The 18,449-nt window shown below is 60.4% G+C and carries 16 protein-coding genes; 10 read left to right on the plus strand and 6 right to left on the minus strand.

The window, feature by feature from the left end:
- The first annotated feature begins 151 nt into the window (after window positions 1–151).
- The 6 genes from Q1J43_RS15950 to Q1J43_RS14265 all read left to right on the plus strand — a co-directional run bounded on the left by Q1J43_RS15950 (window position 152) and on the right by Q1J43_RS14265 (window position 6,219).
- Window positions 152–715, plus strand: a complete 564-nt coding sequence (locus tag Q1J43_RS15950) for a DUF190 domain-containing protein (RefSeq protein ID WP_366141927.1) — start codon at window positions 152–154, stop codon at window positions 713–715.
- Window positions 684–1,982: a phosphopyruvate hydratase gene (gene eno, locus Q1J43_RS14245; protein WP_366141929.1), complete on the plus strand. Its 1,299-nt coding sequence runs from the start codon at window positions 684–686 to the stop codon at window positions 1,980–1,982. The genes Q1J43_RS15950 and eno overlap by 32 nt, the downstream gene beginning before the upstream one ends.
- Window positions 1,983–2,448: 466 nt before the next feature.
- Window positions 2,449–3,861: an ABC transporter substrate-binding protein gene (locus Q1J43_RS14250; protein ID WP_301103172.1), complete on the plus strand. Its 1,413-nt coding sequence runs from the start codon at window positions 2,449–2,451 to the stop codon at window positions 3,859–3,861.
- 20 nt (window positions 3,862–3,881) lie between these two features.
- Window positions 3,882–4,754, plus strand: coding sequence for an ABC transporter permease (locus Q1J43_RS14255; RefSeq protein ID WP_301103173.1), 873 nt, complete (start codon window positions 3,882–3,884; stop codon window positions 4,752–4,754).
- Window positions 4,751–5,608: an ABC transporter ATP-binding protein gene (locus Q1J43_RS14260; RefSeq protein ID WP_301103174.1), complete on the plus strand. Its 858-nt coding sequence runs from the start codon at window positions 4,751–4,753 to the stop codon at window positions 5,606–5,608. The genes Q1J43_RS14255 and Q1J43_RS14260 overlap by 4 nt, the downstream gene beginning before the upstream one ends.
- 5 nt (window positions 5,609–5,613) lie before the next feature.
- A complete protein-coding gene (locus tag Q1J43_RS14265) occupies window positions 5,614–6,219 on the plus strand; it encodes a GntR family transcriptional regulator (RefSeq protein WP_301103175.1) in 606 nt (201 codons plus the stop codon).
- 31 nt (window positions 6,220–6,250) lie between these two features.
- Here the strand turns inward: Q1J43_RS14265 and Q1J43_RS14270 are convergent, their stop codons facing one another.
- The gene (locus Q1J43_RS14270; protein WP_301103176.1) at window positions 6,251–6,487 is read right to left on the minus strand and encodes a hypothetical protein; all 237 of its coding nucleotides are present in this window, start codon (window positions 6,485–6,487) and stop codon (window positions 6,251–6,253) included.
- Between the two features lie 33 nt (window positions 6,488–6,520).
- Between Q1J43_RS14270 and Q1J43_RS14275 the strand changes: the two genes are divergently transcribed.
- From Q1J43_RS14275 to Q1J43_RS14290, 4 genes are read left to right on the plus strand one after another with little or no spacing between them, the layout of a single operon-like run.
- Window positions 6,521–8,248: a fumarate reductase/succinate dehydrogenase flavoprotein subunit gene (locus tag Q1J43_RS14275; protein WP_301103177.1), complete on the plus strand. Its 1,728-nt coding sequence runs from the start codon at window positions 6,521–6,523 to the stop codon at window positions 8,246–8,248.
- Window positions 8,249–8,261: 13 nt separating this feature from the next.
- Window positions 8,262–8,495: a ferredoxin family protein gene (locus Q1J43_RS14280; RefSeq protein WP_301103178.1), complete on the plus strand. Its 234-nt coding sequence runs from the start codon at window positions 8,262–8,264 to the stop codon at window positions 8,493–8,495.
- Window positions 8,496–8,503: 8 nt separating this feature from the next.
- Window positions 8,504–9,436 (plus strand): HEAT repeat domain-containing protein, encoded by a 933-nt coding sequence (locus tag Q1J43_RS14285; RefSeq protein ID WP_301103179.1) that lies wholly within the window; start codon window positions 8,504–8,506, stop codon window positions 9,434–9,436.
- Window positions 9,429–10,799, plus strand: a complete 1,371-nt coding sequence (locus Q1J43_RS14290) for a 4Fe-4S binding protein (protein ID WP_301103180.1) — start codon at window positions 9,429–9,431, stop codon at window positions 10,797–10,799. The genes Q1J43_RS14285 and Q1J43_RS14290 overlap by 8 nt, the downstream gene beginning before the upstream one ends.
- Before the next feature lie 199 nt (window positions 10,800–10,998).
- Here the strand turns inward: Q1J43_RS14290 and asnS are convergent, their stop codons facing one another.
- The 5 genes from asnS to groES form a co-directional block, all read right to left on the minus strand.
- A complete protein-coding gene (gene asnS, locus Q1J43_RS14295) occupies window positions 10,999–12,399 on the minus strand; it encodes an asparagine--tRNA ligase (protein ID WP_301103181.1) in 1,401 nt (466 codons plus the stop codon).
- 86 nt (window positions 12,400–12,485) lie between these two features.
- Window positions 12,486–14,198, minus strand: a complete 1,713-nt coding sequence (locus tag Q1J43_RS14300; protein ID WP_301103182.1) for an IS1634 family transposase — start codon at window positions 14,196–14,198, stop codon at window positions 12,486–12,488.
- 117 nt (window positions 14,199–14,315) lie between these two features.
- Entirely contained in the window at window positions 14,316–16,223 is a 1,908-nt protein-coding gene (locus Q1J43_RS14305; RefSeq protein ID WP_301103183.1) for an MFS transporter, read from the minus strand.
- Between the two features lie 121 nt (window positions 16,224–16,344).
- Complete coding sequence (groL, locus tag Q1J43_RS14310; RefSeq protein WP_301103184.1) at window positions 16,345–18,000, minus strand: chaperonin GroEL; 1,656 nt, start codon at window positions 17,998–18,000, stop codon at window positions 16,345–16,347.
- Window positions 18,001–18,075: 75 nt separating this feature from the next.
- Window positions 18,076–18,366, minus strand: a complete 291-nt coding sequence (gene groES, locus Q1J43_RS14315) for a co-chaperone GroES (RefSeq protein WP_301103185.1) — start codon at window positions 18,364–18,366, stop codon at window positions 18,076–18,078.
- Window positions 18,367–18,449: the final 83 nt, after the last annotated feature.

Here is an 18,449-nt window from a genome sequence, read left to right on the forward strand (position 1 = left end):
TATGCACATCCAGCCCCACGTACTTGCTAAACTCTTTCATGACCTGCCTCCCTCAATTTAGGCTCTGCGCCTACGGTTGAACAAACCCCAAGCGTAACCCTCGTCGCTTGAGGTGTGGCAGGTCAATACATGATGTCTAAGGGAGGCCAGTATGGAAGGCTCATTTCTCAGATTTTACCTGGGCGAGAAGCAGGGTCATCACGGCGTTCTGCTTTGGGAGTGGCTGCTCGAAAAAGCCAACAAGCTGGGCATACGAGGAGGTTGCGCATTTCGCGCGATCGGTGGCTTTGGCCGACACCATGCGGTGCACGAGGAGCGCTTTTACGAACTGGCGGGCAGTACGGGAGTTGAAGTCGAGTTCATTGCCAACGATGAGGAGATAGAACAGCTGCTGGCGCTCATTCATCAGGAAAATATCCGGATTTTTATGCTCGTATGCCGGTTCATTTTGGCGTCATCAATCCGGATGCTGATGATCACGTCAGCGTTGGCAGCTAATCAAAGGGCATTTCGTTGTATAGTCCTGCCCTTGTTTGTTTTTTTCGCCGTGTGTTTGATCAACTTTTGTATTGGAAACCAAAATGGTCACCGTCACAAAACCCTCATCCCCAAAAAAAACCACAGCTGCCGTAAAGAAGGTCGTTGTCGCCAAAGCGGCGGCTACGCCTGCCAAGTTCGTCAAGATCACCAAGGTTGTCGGCCGTCAGATTCTTGACTCGCGCGGCAACCCTACCGTTGAAGTCGATATCACTCTTGACAACGGATTCGTGGCGCGTTCGGCTGTTCCGTCTGGCGCCTCCACTGGCGAATTCGAAGCCTGCGAACTGCGCGACGGCAACAAGAAAATTTATCTTGGTAAGGGCGTGCTCAAGGCGGTTGAGGCCGTCAACGGCCCGATCGCCAAACTGCTCAAAGGCAAGAATCCGCTCAACCAGCGCGAACTTGACGTAGCGATGATCGCGCTCGATGGCACAACCAACAAGTCCAGGCTCGGCGCCAATGCGCTGCTCGGCGCTTCAATGGCCATCACCGTGGCTGGCGCCAATGTCAGCAAGATGCCGCTCTGGAAATACATCGGCAAGATCCACAAGAACAGGGATTTCGTACTGCCGACGCCGATGGCCAACATCATCAATGGCGGCAAGCATGCTGACAACATGATCGACTTCCAGGAGTTCATGATCATGCCGGTCGGCGCCAAGAGTTTCTCCGAAGGCCTGCGCTGGATCACCGAAATTTTCCATGCGCTAAAGAGCATCCTCAAAAAGGGCAAGCATGTGACGGCGGTTGGCGACGAAGGCGGTTTTGCGCCGAACCTGACCAACGACGAGGCGCTCGAAGTCGTCATGCAGGCGATTGTGGCTGCGGGTTACAAGCCGGGAAGGCAGATCGGCATCGCACTTGACTGCGCATCCTCCGAGTTGTTCGACGAAGGTGAGCGCAAGGGCTATAAGTTCTGGAAGTCGAACCCGGACAAGCTGTTTACGGCCGACGACATGATTGCCAAGTACACAGAGTGGTGCAAAAAATACCCGATCGTTTCGATCGAGGACGGTCTTGACCAGAGTGACTGGGGTGGTTACGTTAAACTCACCAAGGCCCTGGGCAAAAAGGTGCAGATCGTTGGCGACGACTTTTTCGTGACCAACCCGGTTCGCCTGAAGAAGGGTATCGATATGGGGGCCTGCAATTCGATCCTGATCAAGGTCAACCAGATTGGCACCGTGACCGAAACGCTCGATGCCATCAAGATGGCGCAGAAGGCCGGCTACAGCGCGGTTTGCTCGCACCGTTCCGGGGAGACGGAGGACTCTTTCATTGCCGACCTCGCCGTGGGTACCGGCGCCGGCCAGATCAAGACCGGTTCGTTGTCGCGTACCGACCGCATCTGCAAATACAACCAGTTGATCCGTATTGAAGAGCAGCTCGGTGACAAGGCCGTGTACAAGGGTCTGAAGTCGATCAAGGGCGCCGGTTACTAATACTGCCTTTTCAGCACCAAGTAAAAAAGCATCGCTTCGGCGATGCTTTTTTACTTGGTGCACTGTGTTGGTTGGAGTTATCGGCCGGTCGCCAAGAGTGTTCTCGGCTGCCACCGTGCCTTGGTCGTGGCGGCCGGCTGACGACGAACTGATTGGCATCGTCCACGGGCCAACTGTCTTTGTTTCATCGCAGCGCGTAAGTCATGCGAGCTGGATACGCCGCTATCGCTGGCGCGTCGAGAGCTGACCACCAATCGCTGAAAGTCCATGCCGGCAATGGATTTAGCGAGATAGCCAATGCGCGCCCGCCACGACAGGTTATATCCTTATCAGAACATAGTCGTTTGGTCGCGTGGCTTTGCCTACTAAGGTGTCTGCTCCGAACCTGGCGCTGCACCAATCGTTTTAAGTGACGATGTGCAGTGCCCCTGACCCGCCGCGCGCGGGCTTTCAACTGGAGAAGATCATGAGTCTGCATCGCACGCTGCTGGGGGTCGCCGTGGCCCTAGCCATCGTTTCCGCACACGCCGAAACCATTCGCGTCGCCATCGGCACGCAGGATACGACCATCAACTGCGCCACCGGCGGCCTGTTGATCCGCGAACTCAAGTTGCTCGACAAGTACCTGCCGCACGACGGCAAGTACAAGGACGTGAGCTACGACGTGCAGTGGAAGAACTTCACTTCGGGCGCACCGCTGACCAACGAGATGGTCGCCGACAAGCTCGACATCGGTTCGATGGCCGATTTCCCCGGTTCGGCCAATGCCGCCGCCTTCCAGAAAGCCGGCAAGAAGAGCGTGTTCATTACCGTGCTCTCGGGTAGCACCCTGGGCAGTGGCAACGGCATCGTCGTGCCCAAGGACTCGCCGGTTACCTCGATCTCGGAGCTCAAGGGCCGGACCATCTCGGTGCCCTTCGCCTCGACCGCGCACGGCATGCTGTTGCGTGCCGTCGCCGCCCAGGGTTGGGATCCGGACAAGGACGTCAACATCATCACCCAGGCCCCCGAGGTCGCTGGTCCGGCATTGCAGGCCGGCAAGGTCGAGGCCCACGCCGATTTCGTTCCGTTCGCCGAGCTCTTTGTCCATCGCGGTTTCGCGCGCAAGATCTTTGACGGTTCGCAAGCCAACGCGCCGACCTATCATGGCACGCTGGCCAATTCGGCCTTTGCCGAGAAATACCCGGAGATCGTCGTCGCCTTCCTGCGCGCGGCGATCGAGGCCGAAAAACTGATCGCTGCCGATCCCGAGAAATACAGCGAGCTGATCGAAAAGGTCACCGGCATCGAAGCGCCGGTGAATTATCTCTACCACGGGCCGCTCGGCTTGCAGACCCGCAGCTTTGCCTGGAAACCAGAATATCGGCAGGCACTGCAAACGTCGATCGACACCTTGAAATTGCTGCGTCGCACCGATGCCGATATCGAAGCCACTCGCGTCATCGACGATCGCTACCTGCGCGAGGCGTTCAAGCAGTCGAGCCTCAATTATGACGCGGCGCTCAAGAACGATGGCAAGCATCCGCTCAAGGCCAACGACCACCTGACCGGCAAGCCGATCACCGACACCCGGCGCGTCGCCGGCGTCTGGGTGCAGGGCGAGCCCAAGGTACGCCACTACGCCAGCGTCGAGTCGGCCTTCAGCGACCTGCGCAAGATTGAGGCCTCGGGCAAGAGCGCACGCGCCGTCTATGTGCACGACCTGATCCACCGCATCAAGCTGCTGGCGCCGCAGTCGTATTTCGCCAGCGACGCCAGTGGTCAGCTCAGCGCCTTCCTGCAGAAGGACGCTGCGGCGGCCTATGCCAGCGCCAACAAGGGAAAACTGCTCGACTATGCGGCGCTGCGCTCGGGATCGGCCAAGCTGGCTGCCAACTAAAGTCTACGGTGTAGAGCGCGATGACCAGCCTGCAACCGTCCTTGTCCCTGGCCGGGTCTGTCGATACGGGCTCGCCCGATCTGTCGCCCGTCGTCGCATCCGCCGCGTCGGGCTGGGCCTGGGCCCGCCTGGCCTTTCAGGCGGGAGGGTTGCTGCTGTGCGTACTCATCTGGCACGTGCTGGCCAGCCACCGCGTGCCCCTCGGCGTGATCACTTTCGCCAATGTGCCGCCGCCGGCCGAGGTGCTGGCTACGGCCTGGGATCTGGCGCAATCGCCAAAACTTGGGCAACACCTCTACAGCAGCCTGCTGCGCATCTTCTTCGGTTTCGGTCTGGCGGCGCTGTTTGGCATCGGTCTCGGGCTGCTGATCGGGCGCCTGCGCTGGGCGCACGACGGCCTGTTGCCGCCGCTCGAAGTGTTGCGGCCGATTCCTGCGGTGGCGTGGATTCCGCTATCGATCCTGATGTTTCCCTCGTCCGAGGGCAGCATGATTTTCATCACCTTCATCGGCGCGCTGTTTCCGATCCTGCTCAACACCATTCACGGCGTCGAAGGCGTCTCGCCGCGGCTGATCGCCTCGGCGCGCAGCCTTGGCTGCGGGCGTTGGTCCCTGTTTACCGAGGTGATCGCCCCTGGTGCTGCGCCGAGCATCGTCACCGGCCTGTCGATCGGTATGGGCACCTGCTGGTTTTGCCTGGTCACCGCCGAGATGATCTCGGGACAGTTCGGAATCGGCTACTACACCTGGGAGTCCTACACGGTGCAGAACTACGCCGCAATCGTCGTCGGCATGCTGGTGATCGGCGCGCTGGGCATGGGTAGCAGCGCACTGATCAACCGCTTCGGCAAGCTCCTGATGCCCTGGTATCAGCCGCAAGGAGGGAGATCGTGAGCTCGCCGGCAAGCGCGGCAACGCTGGGCCATATCGACATCGATCACTTGCATATACACCTCGGTGAGCCTGGACAAAGCCTAGAAGTTGTGCACAACGTGTCGTTTACGGTGGCAGCCGGCGAGTTCGTCTGCCTGCTCGGTCCCTCCGGCTGCGGCAAGTCGACGCTGCTCGGCGCGCTGGCCGGCCATCTCGTGCCCAGTCACGGCAGCATCCGCGTTGATGGCCTGCCGATCAGCGGGCCGCACCCCGAACGTGCACTGGTTTTTCAGCAGCACACGCTGTTTCCGTGGAAGCGGGTGGTCGATAACGTCGCCTTCGGCCTCAAGATGAAGGGAGTGGCTCGTGATCAGCGGCAGCGTCAGGCGCACGACCTGCTGAATCTGGTCGGTCTCGAAGGCTTCGAGAATCACTATCCGGCGCAACTCTCGGGCGGCATGCAGCAGCGCGTCGAAATCGCCCGCGTGCTGATCAACTATCCACGCGTGATGCTGATGGACGAGCCCTTCGGCGCGCTCGACGCGCAGACCCGACTGATGATGCAGGAGCACCTGCTCGAGGTGTGGTCGCGCATCCGCACCAGTATCGTCTTCATCACGCACGACATCGACGAGGCGCTTTTTCTGGCCGACCGCATCCTGGTCATGAGTCCGCGTCCGGGGCGAATCATCGACGAACGCAGGCTCGGTTTTGGCCGCCCGCGCGATGGGTCGCTGGTCACTTCCGCGCGCTTCATCGAACTCAAACGGCATTGCCTCGAACTGCTGCATCCCGGAGGCAAGCATCCGGCCTATCTCGAACGCCTGAGCCCGCTGGGCAAGGTACCGGCCAACGCATCTTCGTTCTCCGTCTGAGAAAAATGAACGCGCCAACCACTCCCGCCGCCGTGCAGCGTGCCAGCCATCCGGTACCGCTCTACATTCAGATCAGGGAAGCGCTGCGTTCCCGAATCGTCGATGGCTCATACCACCAGAATGATCGCCTGCCGTCCGAAAGCGAGCTGATGCGGCACCACGGTGTCAGCCGCATCACCGTTCGTCAGGCGCTCGGTGACTTGGAGAGCGAAGGGCTGATTTTTCGCGTCGTCGGCAAGGGCTCGTTCGTCTTACGCCTCAAGCCGTTTGAGGAACTGACTCGCCTGCGGGGTTTCGGCGAAGCGATGTCGCGCCTGGGTTATGAAACACGTAACTGGGTCGAGAGTCTGGGGACCGTCGCTGCCACCCAGGCGGTCGCGCGCCGGCTCGGGCTGGCGCATGAGGAACTGGTGACGCGCGACATTTTCCTGATTATTGAGAATAACTACGGCATTCCCCTTGGGCAGGCCGAATTGAGTATCGAGGCCACCGTAGCCGACCCTGTTCTCGCCGGGCTGCTGGAGATGTCGGATGGAGCGCCGGTGCTGCGCATCGAACGGCTGAACCATAGCGCCGCCGGCGTTCCGCTCGATTTCGAATACCTCTATTAACGTGGCGACGCCTTCCGCTACCAGTTACGCATCAACCGTGGCGGCTAAGCCGCAATTTATCAACCACTAAACAGACCAGGAAAGCCGCTGGCAGAACCCGATCTATCGCGACGTCAGGCAGGCGGACGACGTGCGCCTGGAGTTCGGTCGGGAACATCAGCAACTGTTCAACGACTGGCTCGACGCCAGTTTCGAGAATGGTCTCTTGAAAACCCGGGTCGAGCCGGACCGGGAGTGACGAAGCGGCGAGCTGTCGCTTGCCAGGCAACACCAATCCGCATTGCAACCCGCAAGGAACAAAATGAAAACAAGAAATATTGAAGTCGACGTGCTGGTCATCGGCGGCGGTACCGCCGGTCCGATGGCTGCCATCAAGGCCAGGCAGAAGTCGCCGCAGCTCAAGGTGCTGCTGCTCGACAAGGCTAACGTCAAGCGCGCCGGCGCCATCGCCGAGGGAATGGACAGCGTCAACAACGCGATCATCCCCGGTTATGCGACGCCGGAGCAGTACGTCAAGGAAATCACCATCGCCAACGACGGCATTGTCAATCAGGCGGCGATCAATGCCTACGCCATCCGCAGCCACGACATGATCCGCGAACTCGATAGCTGGGGCGTCAAGTTCGAGAAGGACGAGACCGGCGAGTACGCGGTCAAGAAGGTGCATCACCTCGGTTCCTACGTACTGCCGATGCCCGAAGGCTACGACATCAAGAAGCACATTTTCAAGAAGCTGCGCAAGTTCGGCGTCGAGGTCAGCAATCGCCTGATCACCACCCGCCTGCTGGTCGGCCGCGATGGGCGCATCGCTGGCGCTATGGCGCTCGACTCGCGCAGCGGCGAGTTCGTCGTCATCCGTGCCAAGGCGGTGGTGCTCTGTACTGGCTCCGCGGGACGCCTCGGTCTGCCCAGTTCGGGCTACCTGTTCGGCACCTACGAGAACCCGACCAACGCCGGCGACGGCTACAGCATGGCCTATCATGCCGGCGCCGAGCTGTCCGGAATCGAATGCTTCCAGATCAACCCGCTGATCAAGGACTACAACGGCCCGGCCTGCGCCTACGTGACCGGACCTTTCGGCGGCTATACGGTCAATGCCAGGGGCGAGCGCTTCATCAAGAGCGACTACTGGAGCGGCCAGATGATGCTCGAATTCTGGCGCGAACTCGAAGGCGGCAATGGCCCGGTCTACCTCAAGCTCGACCACCTGGCCGGCGAGACGGTAAGCAAGATCGAGAACGTGCTGCACGTCACCGAGCGCCCGTCGCGCGGGCTCTTTCACGAAGGGCGCGGCGTCAATTACCGCTCCGACCTGGTCGAGATGCACATCTCGGAGATCGGCCTGTGCGGCGGCCACAGCGCGTCCGGCGTGTGGGTCGACGAGAGCGCGCGCACCACGGTGCCCGGCCTCTACGCCGCCGGCGACCTGTGCAACGTCGCGCACAACTACATGCTCGGCGCCTTCGTCTTCGGCCAGATCGCCGGCGAGGACGCCGTCGACTATGTCGTCGGCAAAGAGCAGGCGCAGATCGACGAGGAGCAGATCGAGAGCGAACGTGAACGTGTCTTCGCGCCGCTGCTGCGCGCCGAAGGCATCCCGCCGACGCAGATCGAATACAAGCTGCGGCGCATGGTCAATGACTATCTGCAGCCGCCAAAGGTGACCAGCAAGATGGAGATCGGCCTGCAGCGCTTCGCCGCGATTGGTGAGGATCTCAAACAGATGAAGGCCAACAATCCGCACGAGCTGATGCGCGCGATGGAGGTCTACGCCATCCTCGACTGCGCCGAAATTGCGGCGATCGCCTCGCTCTACCGTACCGAAAGTCGCTGGGGGCTCTACCATTACCGCCCCGACTTCGAGGAACGCAACGACCAGGACTGGTTCGTCTTCGTCGAAGTGAAGAAGGGCGCCGACGGCCGTCCTCAATGCTTCACTCGCCCGGTGCCGCCCTACATCTACCCGCTCGACGAAAACGAGCGCGATGCCTACAGCAAAATGCGCGTCGACACGCCGCTGGCGGCCTGAGGAGAAAGAGAACATGACTACCTACGAGACCCGCGGCCTGGTCAACATCATTGTCGATCCGGGCAAATGCATCGCCGAGAAAGGCTGCCGCGTCTGCATCGACGTCTGCCCGACCGACATCCTGATCCTCGACCTGGGCAACGGCAAGGTGCGCATGGCCTACGACGAATGCTGGTATTGCCTGCCGTGTCAGCACGATTGCCCGACCCAGGCGATCCGCGTCGAAATTCCCTACCTGCTGCGTTGAGCGAGAAGATGACCCAACTTGACCCCGACATCCAGGCGGCACTGCCGCTGTTGAACAGCGACGATGCCGCCGTGCGGCGCATCGCGCTGCTTGGCCTTGTCGATTACGCTACCGAACATCCCGATCTCTTTATCACGGCTAGCCGCGACGCCGATCCGGGCGTCCGCCTCGAAGCCGCGCGGGCGCTCGAAGGCCAGCCCGACGCTGGTGCCGTCGACGCGCTCATCGACCTGCTGGTCGACCCCGACGCGGTAGTGCGTGCCGCCGCCGCGCTCTCACTCTCGGAACTGCTCGACGGGCAGGCAGCGCCGGTTCTGCTGCGCCGCTTCGCCGCTGCTGCGCCGCTGGCGCGCGCCGGAATCCTCGGCGGATTGCGCAAGCTGCGGCAGCCGCAGGCCTTGCCGCTGGCGCTGCAGAGCCTCGACGATGAACTGGCCGCCGTCCGCCGAGAGGCGGTCGGCGTCCTCGGCTACCTCAAGGAGAGCCAGGCACTGCCGCAACTCGCGCAGCGCGCGAGCAGCGACCCCGAGCCGGCGATCCGTCTGGCGGCCGTTGGCGCTCTGGCTTACGCCACCGACGCGTCGGTGCTGCCGGCCTTGCTCGCCGCGCTGGCCGACAATGACTGGCAGGTCCGCCAGGAAGCCGCCGTCACCCTCGGCAAGTTGCTGCTGCCGGGCGCCGCCGATGGCCTGATCGCCGCGCTGGCCGACCCGAGCTGGGAAGTGCGCCTGAAGGCAGCGGGTGTTCTCGGCAAGTTGCGCGAGCCACGCGCGGTCGCCGGTCTGGTCGAGGCCATGGGACATCCGGTCAGCAACCTGCGCAAGGAGGCCGCCGGGGCGCTCGCTGCGATCGGCGGTCATTCGGCGTTCGTCGCGCTGACCGTCGCGCTCGACGATCCTGACGTTGAAGTGCGCAAGATTGCCGAGCGCCACCTTGGCTGAAAGTGTTGCCCAGAGCGCGGCAACCAGCGGGACCGCCGCAGGAATGCGGTCGGTAGTGCGCCCGATAAACGTGCTGCGGCTACCGGCACCGCCTTCGCTGCAGGCGCTCGGCGATTTTCTGCAACGTCGGCAGACGCTCGTCCTGCGCATTCAGTGGGCGTTCGCCGCGCTCTACGCCTTTTTGCTGATCGGGCCGGTCGTGCTACCGCCTCCGCTGGCACAGGCCGGCGTTTTCGACAGCCTGGCGCGCTTTGCCGAAGCGCTGTTCTGGGGCATCTGGTGGCCGGGTGTGCTGCTCGCAACGCTGCTCTTCGGGCAACTCTGGTGTGGCGTTCTGTGTCCCGATGGCATGCTCACCGAATTCGCCAGCCGCCACGGCAAGGGCGCAAAGATCCCCGCCTGGCTGCGCTGGTCGGGCTGGCCGATGCTCGGCTTCAGTCTGCTGATCGTCTACGAGCACCTGACCGACGCCTACCGCTCGCCGAACGCGACCCTGGCGCTGCTCGGCGGCGCCAGCCTGCTGGCCATCGTTACCGGTACACTGGTCGGTCGCAGCAAGCGCGTCTGGTGCCGTTACCTCTGCCCGCTGGCCAATGTCTTCTCCTTGCTCTCGCGCTGCGCGATCTTCCATTTCCGTGTTGACCGCGAGGCCTGGGATAGTGCACCGCGCCTGCCGCGCTCCCAGGCGAGGGCGGTCGATTGTCCGCTGCTGCTTGACGTGCGGCGCCTGCGCAGCAATGAAAAATGCAATATGTGCGGGCGCTGCAGCGGTCACCGCAACGCCGTGCAGCTCGCCCTGCGGCAGCCGGGCGGCGAGATTGCGGCGCTCGGCGCAGGGCAGGGCGAAGCCCGGCGCTGGGAGGCGCTGGTCATCGCCTTCGTGCTCATCGGACTCTCTTTTGGCGCGCTGCACTGGCGCGGCAGTCCGTGGCATGCAGCGCTCGGTGTCGCGCTGCAAGGCTGGACGCCGTGGACGAGCGCCGCGCTCGCCATCTTGCTGCCGGCGCTGCTCATCGGCAGCGGCGTCGCGCTGCTTCTGCTGCTGGCCGGCGCCGGTTCGCTGCAACGCAGTGTCCGCCTGGCCTATGGATTGATTCCGCTGGCCGGCATCGGTCTTTTCGTCGGCTCGCTCGAATACTCGCTGGGCATTTTGGCGCGCGAAGGGCTGGCGCTCGGTCACCTGCTGCCGACCTTGCGCGCCGCCGTCCTGCTGCCGGCGCTGATCTGGAGCGGCGCGCTCGGCTGGCTGCAATTGCGCGGCGAGATCATCGCGCCATGGTGCAGGCATGGGGCCCTAGTCATCTATTTGCTGACCGCCGCCTTGCTCGGCGGGTGTTACCAGATAGTACCGTTTCCCTTGTAACCCAGTCTCACGGAAGAGACTGGGAGGCGCTTCCGGCGTCCTGCTGCCGCTTGGCATTGAAGTAGTCGGACGGCCATAATGTTTTTGTCATATTTGGCTCGCCACTCACTTGATGCTGATTCACCACGCAAGTCCGGTGATCCCGCTGCTACCAGCACAACAGATGGCCTCGCAAACCGGCCGCATCAATTTAAAAACTCTAATACCTGGCGTTGCCGGGCGTGCGCGGGAACGGAATTACATCGCGCACATTGGCTAGCCCAGTGATGTATGAAATGGTGCGCTCAAAGCCAAGGCCAAAGCCCGCATGCGGCACCGTGCCGTAGCGGCGCAAATCGCGGTACCAGCCGTAATGCGCCGGGTCGAGGCCGCTTTCAATCATGCGTTTATCCAGAATGTCGAGTCGCTCTTCGCGTTGTGAGCCCCCGATAATTTCACCGATGCCGGGGGCCAGAACGTCCATGGCGGCGACGGTTTTTTCATCATCGTTAAGTCGCATGTAAAACGCTTTGATTTCTTTGGGGTAGTTCATCAGCACCAGCGGACCCTTGACATGCTTTTCGGCCAGAAAGCGTTCGTGCTCGCTATGCAAATCCATGCCCCATTGCACCGCATACTCGAATTTCTCCTTGCTGTTTTCCAGGATTCTTACGGCCTCGGTGTAATCCATGCGCACAAAATCGCAGTCGATCATGGCCCTTAGTTTGTTGATCACGCCCTTCTCGATGCGCTCCTCGAAAAACTCCATATCGTCAGCGCGTTCGGTGAGTACCGCTGTGAAAACATAGCTCAACAGGGCTTCGGCCAGGGCCGCGTCATCCGTCAGATCGGCAAAGGCAATTTCCGGCTCGACCATCCAGAATTCCGCGAGGTGGCGGCTGGTGTTGGAGTTCTCGGCGCGAAACGTCGGACCAAAGGTATACACCTTGGACATTGCCATGCAGTAGGTTTCAACATTCAACTGGCCGGAAACCGTGAGGAAGGATTCGCGTCCGAAAAAATCCTTGGAAAAATCCACCTTGCCATTTGCTGTATGCGGCAGATTCATCAGGTCCAGCGTCGAGACGCGGAACAGCTCACCTGCCCCTTCGGCATCAGAGGCGGTGATAATTGGGGTGTTCACCCAGAAGAAATTCTGCTCATCGAAGAAACGGTGGATTGCCTGCGCGATGGTGTGCCGAACGCGTGTAACCGCGCCGATCACATTGGTGCGCGAACGCAGGTGCGCCACTTCGCGCAGATACTCCATGCTGTGCGCCTTGGGCTGGATCGGATAGGTATCCGGGTCATCCACCCAGCCAATCACCTTGATTGCCGTCGCCTGCATTTCAAACGGTTGGCCTTTGGCGGGGGAGGGAACGATCAAGCCCGTCGCCTCAACCGAGCAGCCGGCGGTGAGGTGGACAACCTCATCGGCATAATTAACCAGCGTATCGGGCGCCACCACCTGTATCGGGTGGAAACATGAGCCATCGGATAGGTTGACAAATGATACGCCAGCCTTGGAGTCGCGCCGTGTGCGCACCCACCCCTTGACCGTAACGGGTACACCGGCAGGCGCCAAGGCGCAAAGAATTTTCTGAACGCTAAGTTGAGTCATGATTTAATCTGAAGTTCCACCACGTGATGAGCGAATTTTCCTGAGCCCGTAAGGGGTTGGCTTGAGGTCGGGGTTCTGTTTTCTGACTACGGTGATATCTGTTGCAGAAGTTCCATAGCGCGCCGCTGTTTCGCGTTTGCGGTGGTGAGGATAGCGAAGCTTGGTGTATCTCCAGCGGCCATCGGCGTTCGGCAGGTATTGCGGGTGATAGTGGCCAATTCAGCCATCAAGGTGGCAAAGCTATGAACCGGCGTGTCGTCGTCGAGGGTGTGGCGCGCTACCTTGGCCAAGGCGGCTTCGGAGCGTGTAGCCGGTGCCACGGGGTCGCGGACGGCCTTGGCTTGCTGGTCTGTATCGGCAAACATCAACTCGCGCCAAGCCTCACGCATGTGCCACTCGACGTAGTACGCCAGCATGCACAAAAAGATATGCGAACGCACCCGATCGGCCAGCCGGTGATGAATCGGGCGCGCCTTCAGGTCAATGCTCTTGAACGAACGGAAGGCGAGCTCGACGTTGGCCAGCGACTTGTAGTTGCGCACACAGTCCGCGTCGCTCATCTGCGTGGCACAGACCGAGGTGCGAATGATGTAGATGCCGTCCAGCGCCGCTTCGGCGGCGATGCTGTCCGGCTTGCGTCGAAATGAGAATGCCGCCTCGTCAATGACCAGCTCGAAATGCTTGGACACCTTGTACTGGTTGACGACCTTGCCGACGCACACGCCGATGGCGTCCTGGCCCGTGAGTCTGGCGGCGACCACGCGCTTCTTGATTTTCTCAAGGTTCTTCTCGGTGGCGCACAGCAAGGCTTCGCGCTTGTGGGCGCGTAGCGCTGCCAGCGGGGCATTGCGGCACGCCACCAGGCGTTCGCCGGGATAGTCCGGGGCGCTAAACTCGAACAGGTTGCGCTCATCAAACAAACCCAGTTGCAGTTGCCCCTGCTCGATCAGCGCACGGATCGAACCGCTCTTGAGCGTCGTGATCCAGTCAAAGCCTTCGTTTCCCTGCATCGCATCGATGGCCTTTTGCGAGATCATCCCCCGGTCGCCAACCATGACCATTTGCTCAATACCAAACTCAGTGCGCAGCCGCTGCACTTCGGGCAGGAAGGTTGTACTGTCTGAAACATTGCCATCATGAACAGACACAGCCACCGGACACCCTCGGGCATTGGTCAGCAAGCCGTAGTTCGCCTGCAGCAGGCCGTGCTTGGCCAGCGGACAGGTGGTTCCCTCGAAGTAACTGGAGGAGAGGTCGTAGAGCACCAGACCACCTTCGCGCAAATGGCGCGCCGCAAGCTTCTTCTCGATGCGGCCTTGGTGCGTCAACAACCAGTCCATTGCCGCGTACAGATCGTCCTCGCTGGCGTCCGCGACCGCAAAATCCTCGGCCAGCGTCGTCGTGTGCCACGTGCGGGTGGTGGCCAATTTAGTTTGTGGGCCGACGATGCGCGAGGCGACCATGGCCAGCACCAGATCACGTTCGCGGCACGGCTTGGCAGCGATCAGCGACGCGAACCCGAGGCGCTGCATCGCGGTGGCCGCCGCGTGCACATGACCTTGCGCACGTGAGCGCGAAATCTCGAAAGCCTGTCCAATAGGGACGAACGTCTCGCCTTGCAGCGTGCGCCGAATGATGTCTACCAGCGCCTCGGGCAGATGCGACAGATTGCCCAGCGTCTCATTCTTTACCGTACCGCCTTCACGATAGCTGCGACGCAACAGATGCGTGCGATAGACCCGATCTTTGTACGTGCGGGTCGTGGTGACGACATGAGCGGTTCCAGTACGTGTAGACATAAGCACAGATTAGGAAATTAATTGACGTGCGTCAATAATTTTTAGTGACTACAAATAGAAACAAAAATTCCTCGCCAAACAGTATTCTCGGAAACCACATGGCGTCCCTGTGCGAACTTACTTCAGGTCACCGCGCAAATCAGCAACCCGCTGTTGCAGGTATTCCGGCGTCGCCGCTTCCGGCGCTACCGGCTCGCCAACATACAGCCCGATCTTCGCGAAAGGCCGCAGATTCGACGGCCTGCTCATTGCCGGACCGTTTTTACGGCTGAAAAAACTTCCCCACAATCCGCGCAAGGCCATGGGCACAACAGGCACCGGCGTACGCGCCACGATACGCTGAACACCGGGACGGAAAGCCAGCAGCTCCCCGTTGTTGGTAATACCCCCTTCGGGAAAAATGCCAATCAGGTCGCCGTTCTCAAGCGCACTAGCCACTTCGGCGAAAGCTTTCTCCATCAACGCCGCATCTTCCCTGGCGGGCGCAATCGGAATCGTTCGCATGTGCCGAAAAATAAAGCCAATGAGCGGCATGCGGAAAATTCGGTGATCCATCACGAAACGGATCGGTCGCCGGCTGGCTGCGGCGACCACGATCGGGTCGACAAAGCTGACGTGGTTGCAGACCAACACCGCCGGCCCGTCGTGCGGTATATGCTCAAGCCCCTTCTGTTCCAGGCGATAGATCGAATGGATGAGCAGCCAGGCAAGAAAGCGCAGCATGAATTCCGGCACTAGGCTGTAGATGTAGATGGCGACCAGCGCGTTGCATAGCGCGGCGCAGCCAAACAGCAGGGGAATCGGCAGCCCGTTGCCGAGTGCGCCCGCCGCCGCAAGTGCGCCGATAACCATGAACAGCGCGTTGAGAATGTTGTTGGCAGCGATGATGCGCGCTCTATGCTCGGGGGTGCTGCGCAACTGGATCAGGACGTAGAGCGGGACGATGAAGAAACCGCCGAAAAGGCCCAGAGCGAAAAGGTCGAAGAGGACGCGCCAGGTCTCGTGCAAGCCAAGCAGGCTGCTCATCGCCAGCGGCGCGGCGGCTGGCAAAGTGGCGGGTGAGGAGAAGACCAGATCGAGGCCAAACAGTGTCAGGCCGATCGAGCCAAAGGGCACCAGGCCGATTTCAACGTGTTTGCCCGAAAGCTTCTCGCACAGCATCGACCCCAAGCCGATACCCACGGTAAAGGTGGCGAGCAGGAGGGTGACCGAACTTTCATCACCGCCCAGAACCTTCTTGGCATAAACCGGAAACTGGGCCAGAAACAGCGCCCCGTAGAGCCAGAACCAGGAGATGCCGAGAATCGATAGAAATACGGTGCGATTCTGGCGAGCAAAGCCAATATTGCGCCAGGTCTCGGAGAATGGATTGAGGTTGACCGCCAGATTGGGAACAGGCGCCGGCGCCGGCGGAATGCCCAGACTGGCAAGAAAACCGGCGGCGGCAACCAGCAGCCCGGCAAAGGCCACCCAACCGGGGTGAGAACCAACACCGGCGAGCAAGCCGCCAGCCAGGGTGCCGATCAGAATGGCAACAAAGGTGCCGCTCTCGACCAGTGCATTGCCGCCCACCAGCTCTTCCTCGCGCAAATGCTGCGGTAGAATCGCATACTTAACTGGGCCGAACAGGGCCGAGTGCAAACCAAGCAGGAACAGTGCGCCGAGCAGCACGGTCAGGCTGTGCATGAAGAAGCCGAGCGCGGCGACGCCCATGATCGCCATCTCCAGCACTTTCACCAGGCGTGCCAATTTCGCCTTGTCGATCTTGTCGGCCAGTTGCCCGGCGGTCGCCGAAAAAAGGAAAAAGGGAAGAATGAAAATCCCGGCTGCCAGATTGGTCAGCATCTCGGGCACCAATGTCGTCCAGCTCGCCGCCTGAAAGGTGAGCAGCACCACCAGCGCATTTTTGAACAGATTGTCGTTGAAGGCGCCGAGAAACTGCGTGGCGAAAAATGGCGCAAAGCGACGGGTCTTGAGCAGGGAAAACTGCGAGTACTCGGTCTGCGATGTCGGTTTAGGACTCATGACGCGGCCTTTCATCAAGCCTTCGATAAAAAGAACCCCCCCGCAGGATTCTGCCCGGCGGGGGGGTTCGGTGAGCGAATCGCAAGCAATTACGCCCAAACTGGCATGATCTGCCGGTTGATTACATGCCCATGTCCATACCGCCCATGCCACCCATACCGCCCATGCCACCACCCATGCCGCCACCGGCTGGCTTGTCTTCGGCCAGTTCAGCAACCATGCAGTCGGTAGTCAGCATCAGGCCAGCGATCGACGCTGCGTTCTGCAGCGCGGTGCGCGTCACCTTGGTCGGATCGAGCACGCCCATTTCGACCATGTCGCCATATTCACCGGTGGCCGCATTGTAACCGTAGTTGCCCTTGCCATTGACCACGGCATTAACCACGACGGAAGGCTCTTCGCCAGCATTGGCAACGATTTCACGCAAGGGCTGTTCCATGGCGCGCAGAACGATCTTGATGCCGGCGTCCTGGTCATGGTTATCACCCTTGAGCGAAGCTAAGGCCACACGGGCACGCAGCAGCGCAACACCACCGCCTGGAACGATGCCTTCTTCAACGGCGGCGCGGGTTGCGTGCAGCGCATCTTCGACGCGCGCCTTCTTCTCCTTCATTTCGACTTCGGTGGCCGCACCAACTTTGATCAGCGCAACACCGCCGGCCAGTTTGGCCACGCGTTCTTGCAACTTCTCACTGTCGTAATCGCTGGTCGAGGTTTCGATCTGGGCGCGAATCTGCTTGACGCGTCCTTCGATAGTAAGGGCATCGCCGGCACCGTCGATGATTGTCGTGTTTTCCTTGCCGATTTCGATGCGCTTGGCCTGGCCAAGCTCGGCCAGGGTAGCCTTCTCGAGGGTCAGACCGACTTCTTCAGCGATAACCTGACCACCCGTCAAGACAGCGATGTCTTCGAGCATGGCCTTGCGCCGGTCGCCGAAGCCTGGAGCCTTGACGGCGCAGGTCTTCAGAATGCCGCGGATGTTGTTGACCACCAGGGTGGCCAGTGCTTCACCATCGACATCTTCAGCAACGATCAGCAACGGACGACCCGCTTTGGCGACCTGCTCGAGCACGGGCAGCAAATCGCGAATATTGGAGATTTTCTTGTCGAAAATCAGAATATAAGGGTTGTCCAGGATCGCGCTTTGCTTTTCCGGATTGTTAATGAAATAGGGCGACAGGTAGCCACGATCAAACTGCATCCCTTCGACGACGTCGAGTTCGTTGTTCAACGATTTGCCGTCTTCGACGGTAATGACGCCTTCCTTGCCGACCTTTTCCATCGCTTCGGCAATAATGTCGCCAATCGAACTGTCGGAATTGGCGGAGATCGAACCGACTTGGGCGATTTCCTTGTTGGTCGAGCACGGCTTGGAGATCTTCTTCAGTTCATCAATGGTGGCGATAACCGCCTTGTCGATGCCGCGCTTCAGATCCATTGGGTTCATGCCGGCGGCAACGTACTTCATGCCTTCGCGGACGATTGACTGAGCCAGAACGGTGGCTGTGGTGGTGCCATCGCCAGCGATGTCGGAGGTTTTGGAAGCCACTTCCTTGACCATCTGCGCGCCCATGTTGGCGAACTTATCCTTCAGTTCGATTTCCTTGGCGACGGATACACCGTCCTTGGTCACGGTCGGGGCGCCATACGAGCGCTCCAGAACGACATTCCGCCCCTTGGGGCCGAGCGTGATTTTGACTGCATCCGCCAGGATATTCACGCCTTCGACCATGCGAGCGCGTGCGGAATCACCAAATTTAACGTCTTTTGCTGCCATTGTGATACTCCTAATAATTCGGTAGTGGTGTGAGTTTTGCTGTGAAGCAGGGATCGTGTGCCGGGTGAACTACACTCAGACTTCAACGACGCCCATGATGTCTTCTTCGCGCATGACCAGCAGTTCCTCACCATCAACCTTGACGGTCTGGCCGGAATACTTGCCGAACAGGACACGGTCGCCGACCTTGACGTCGAGCAGGCGAACTTCACCGCTTTCGAGGATCTTGCCTTTGCCGACGGCGATGATTTCACCCTGATCTGGTTTTTCAGCAGCGGCATCAGGAATCACGATGCCAGAAGCGGTCTTACGTTCTTCTTCGAGGCGTTTAACAATCACGCGATCATGTAAAGGACGGATTTTCATGCAGTTTCTCCTTGGGGTTTAAGCGTAAGTGACTACGAATTCATCGTTGCCAAGCCAGGGAGCCCAGACCGGGCTGTTAGCAC

The organism is Propionivibrio sp. (assembly GCF_029255185.1).
GTDB lineage: Bacteria > Pseudomonadota > Gammaproteobacteria > Burkholderiales > Rhodocyclaceae > Propionivibrio.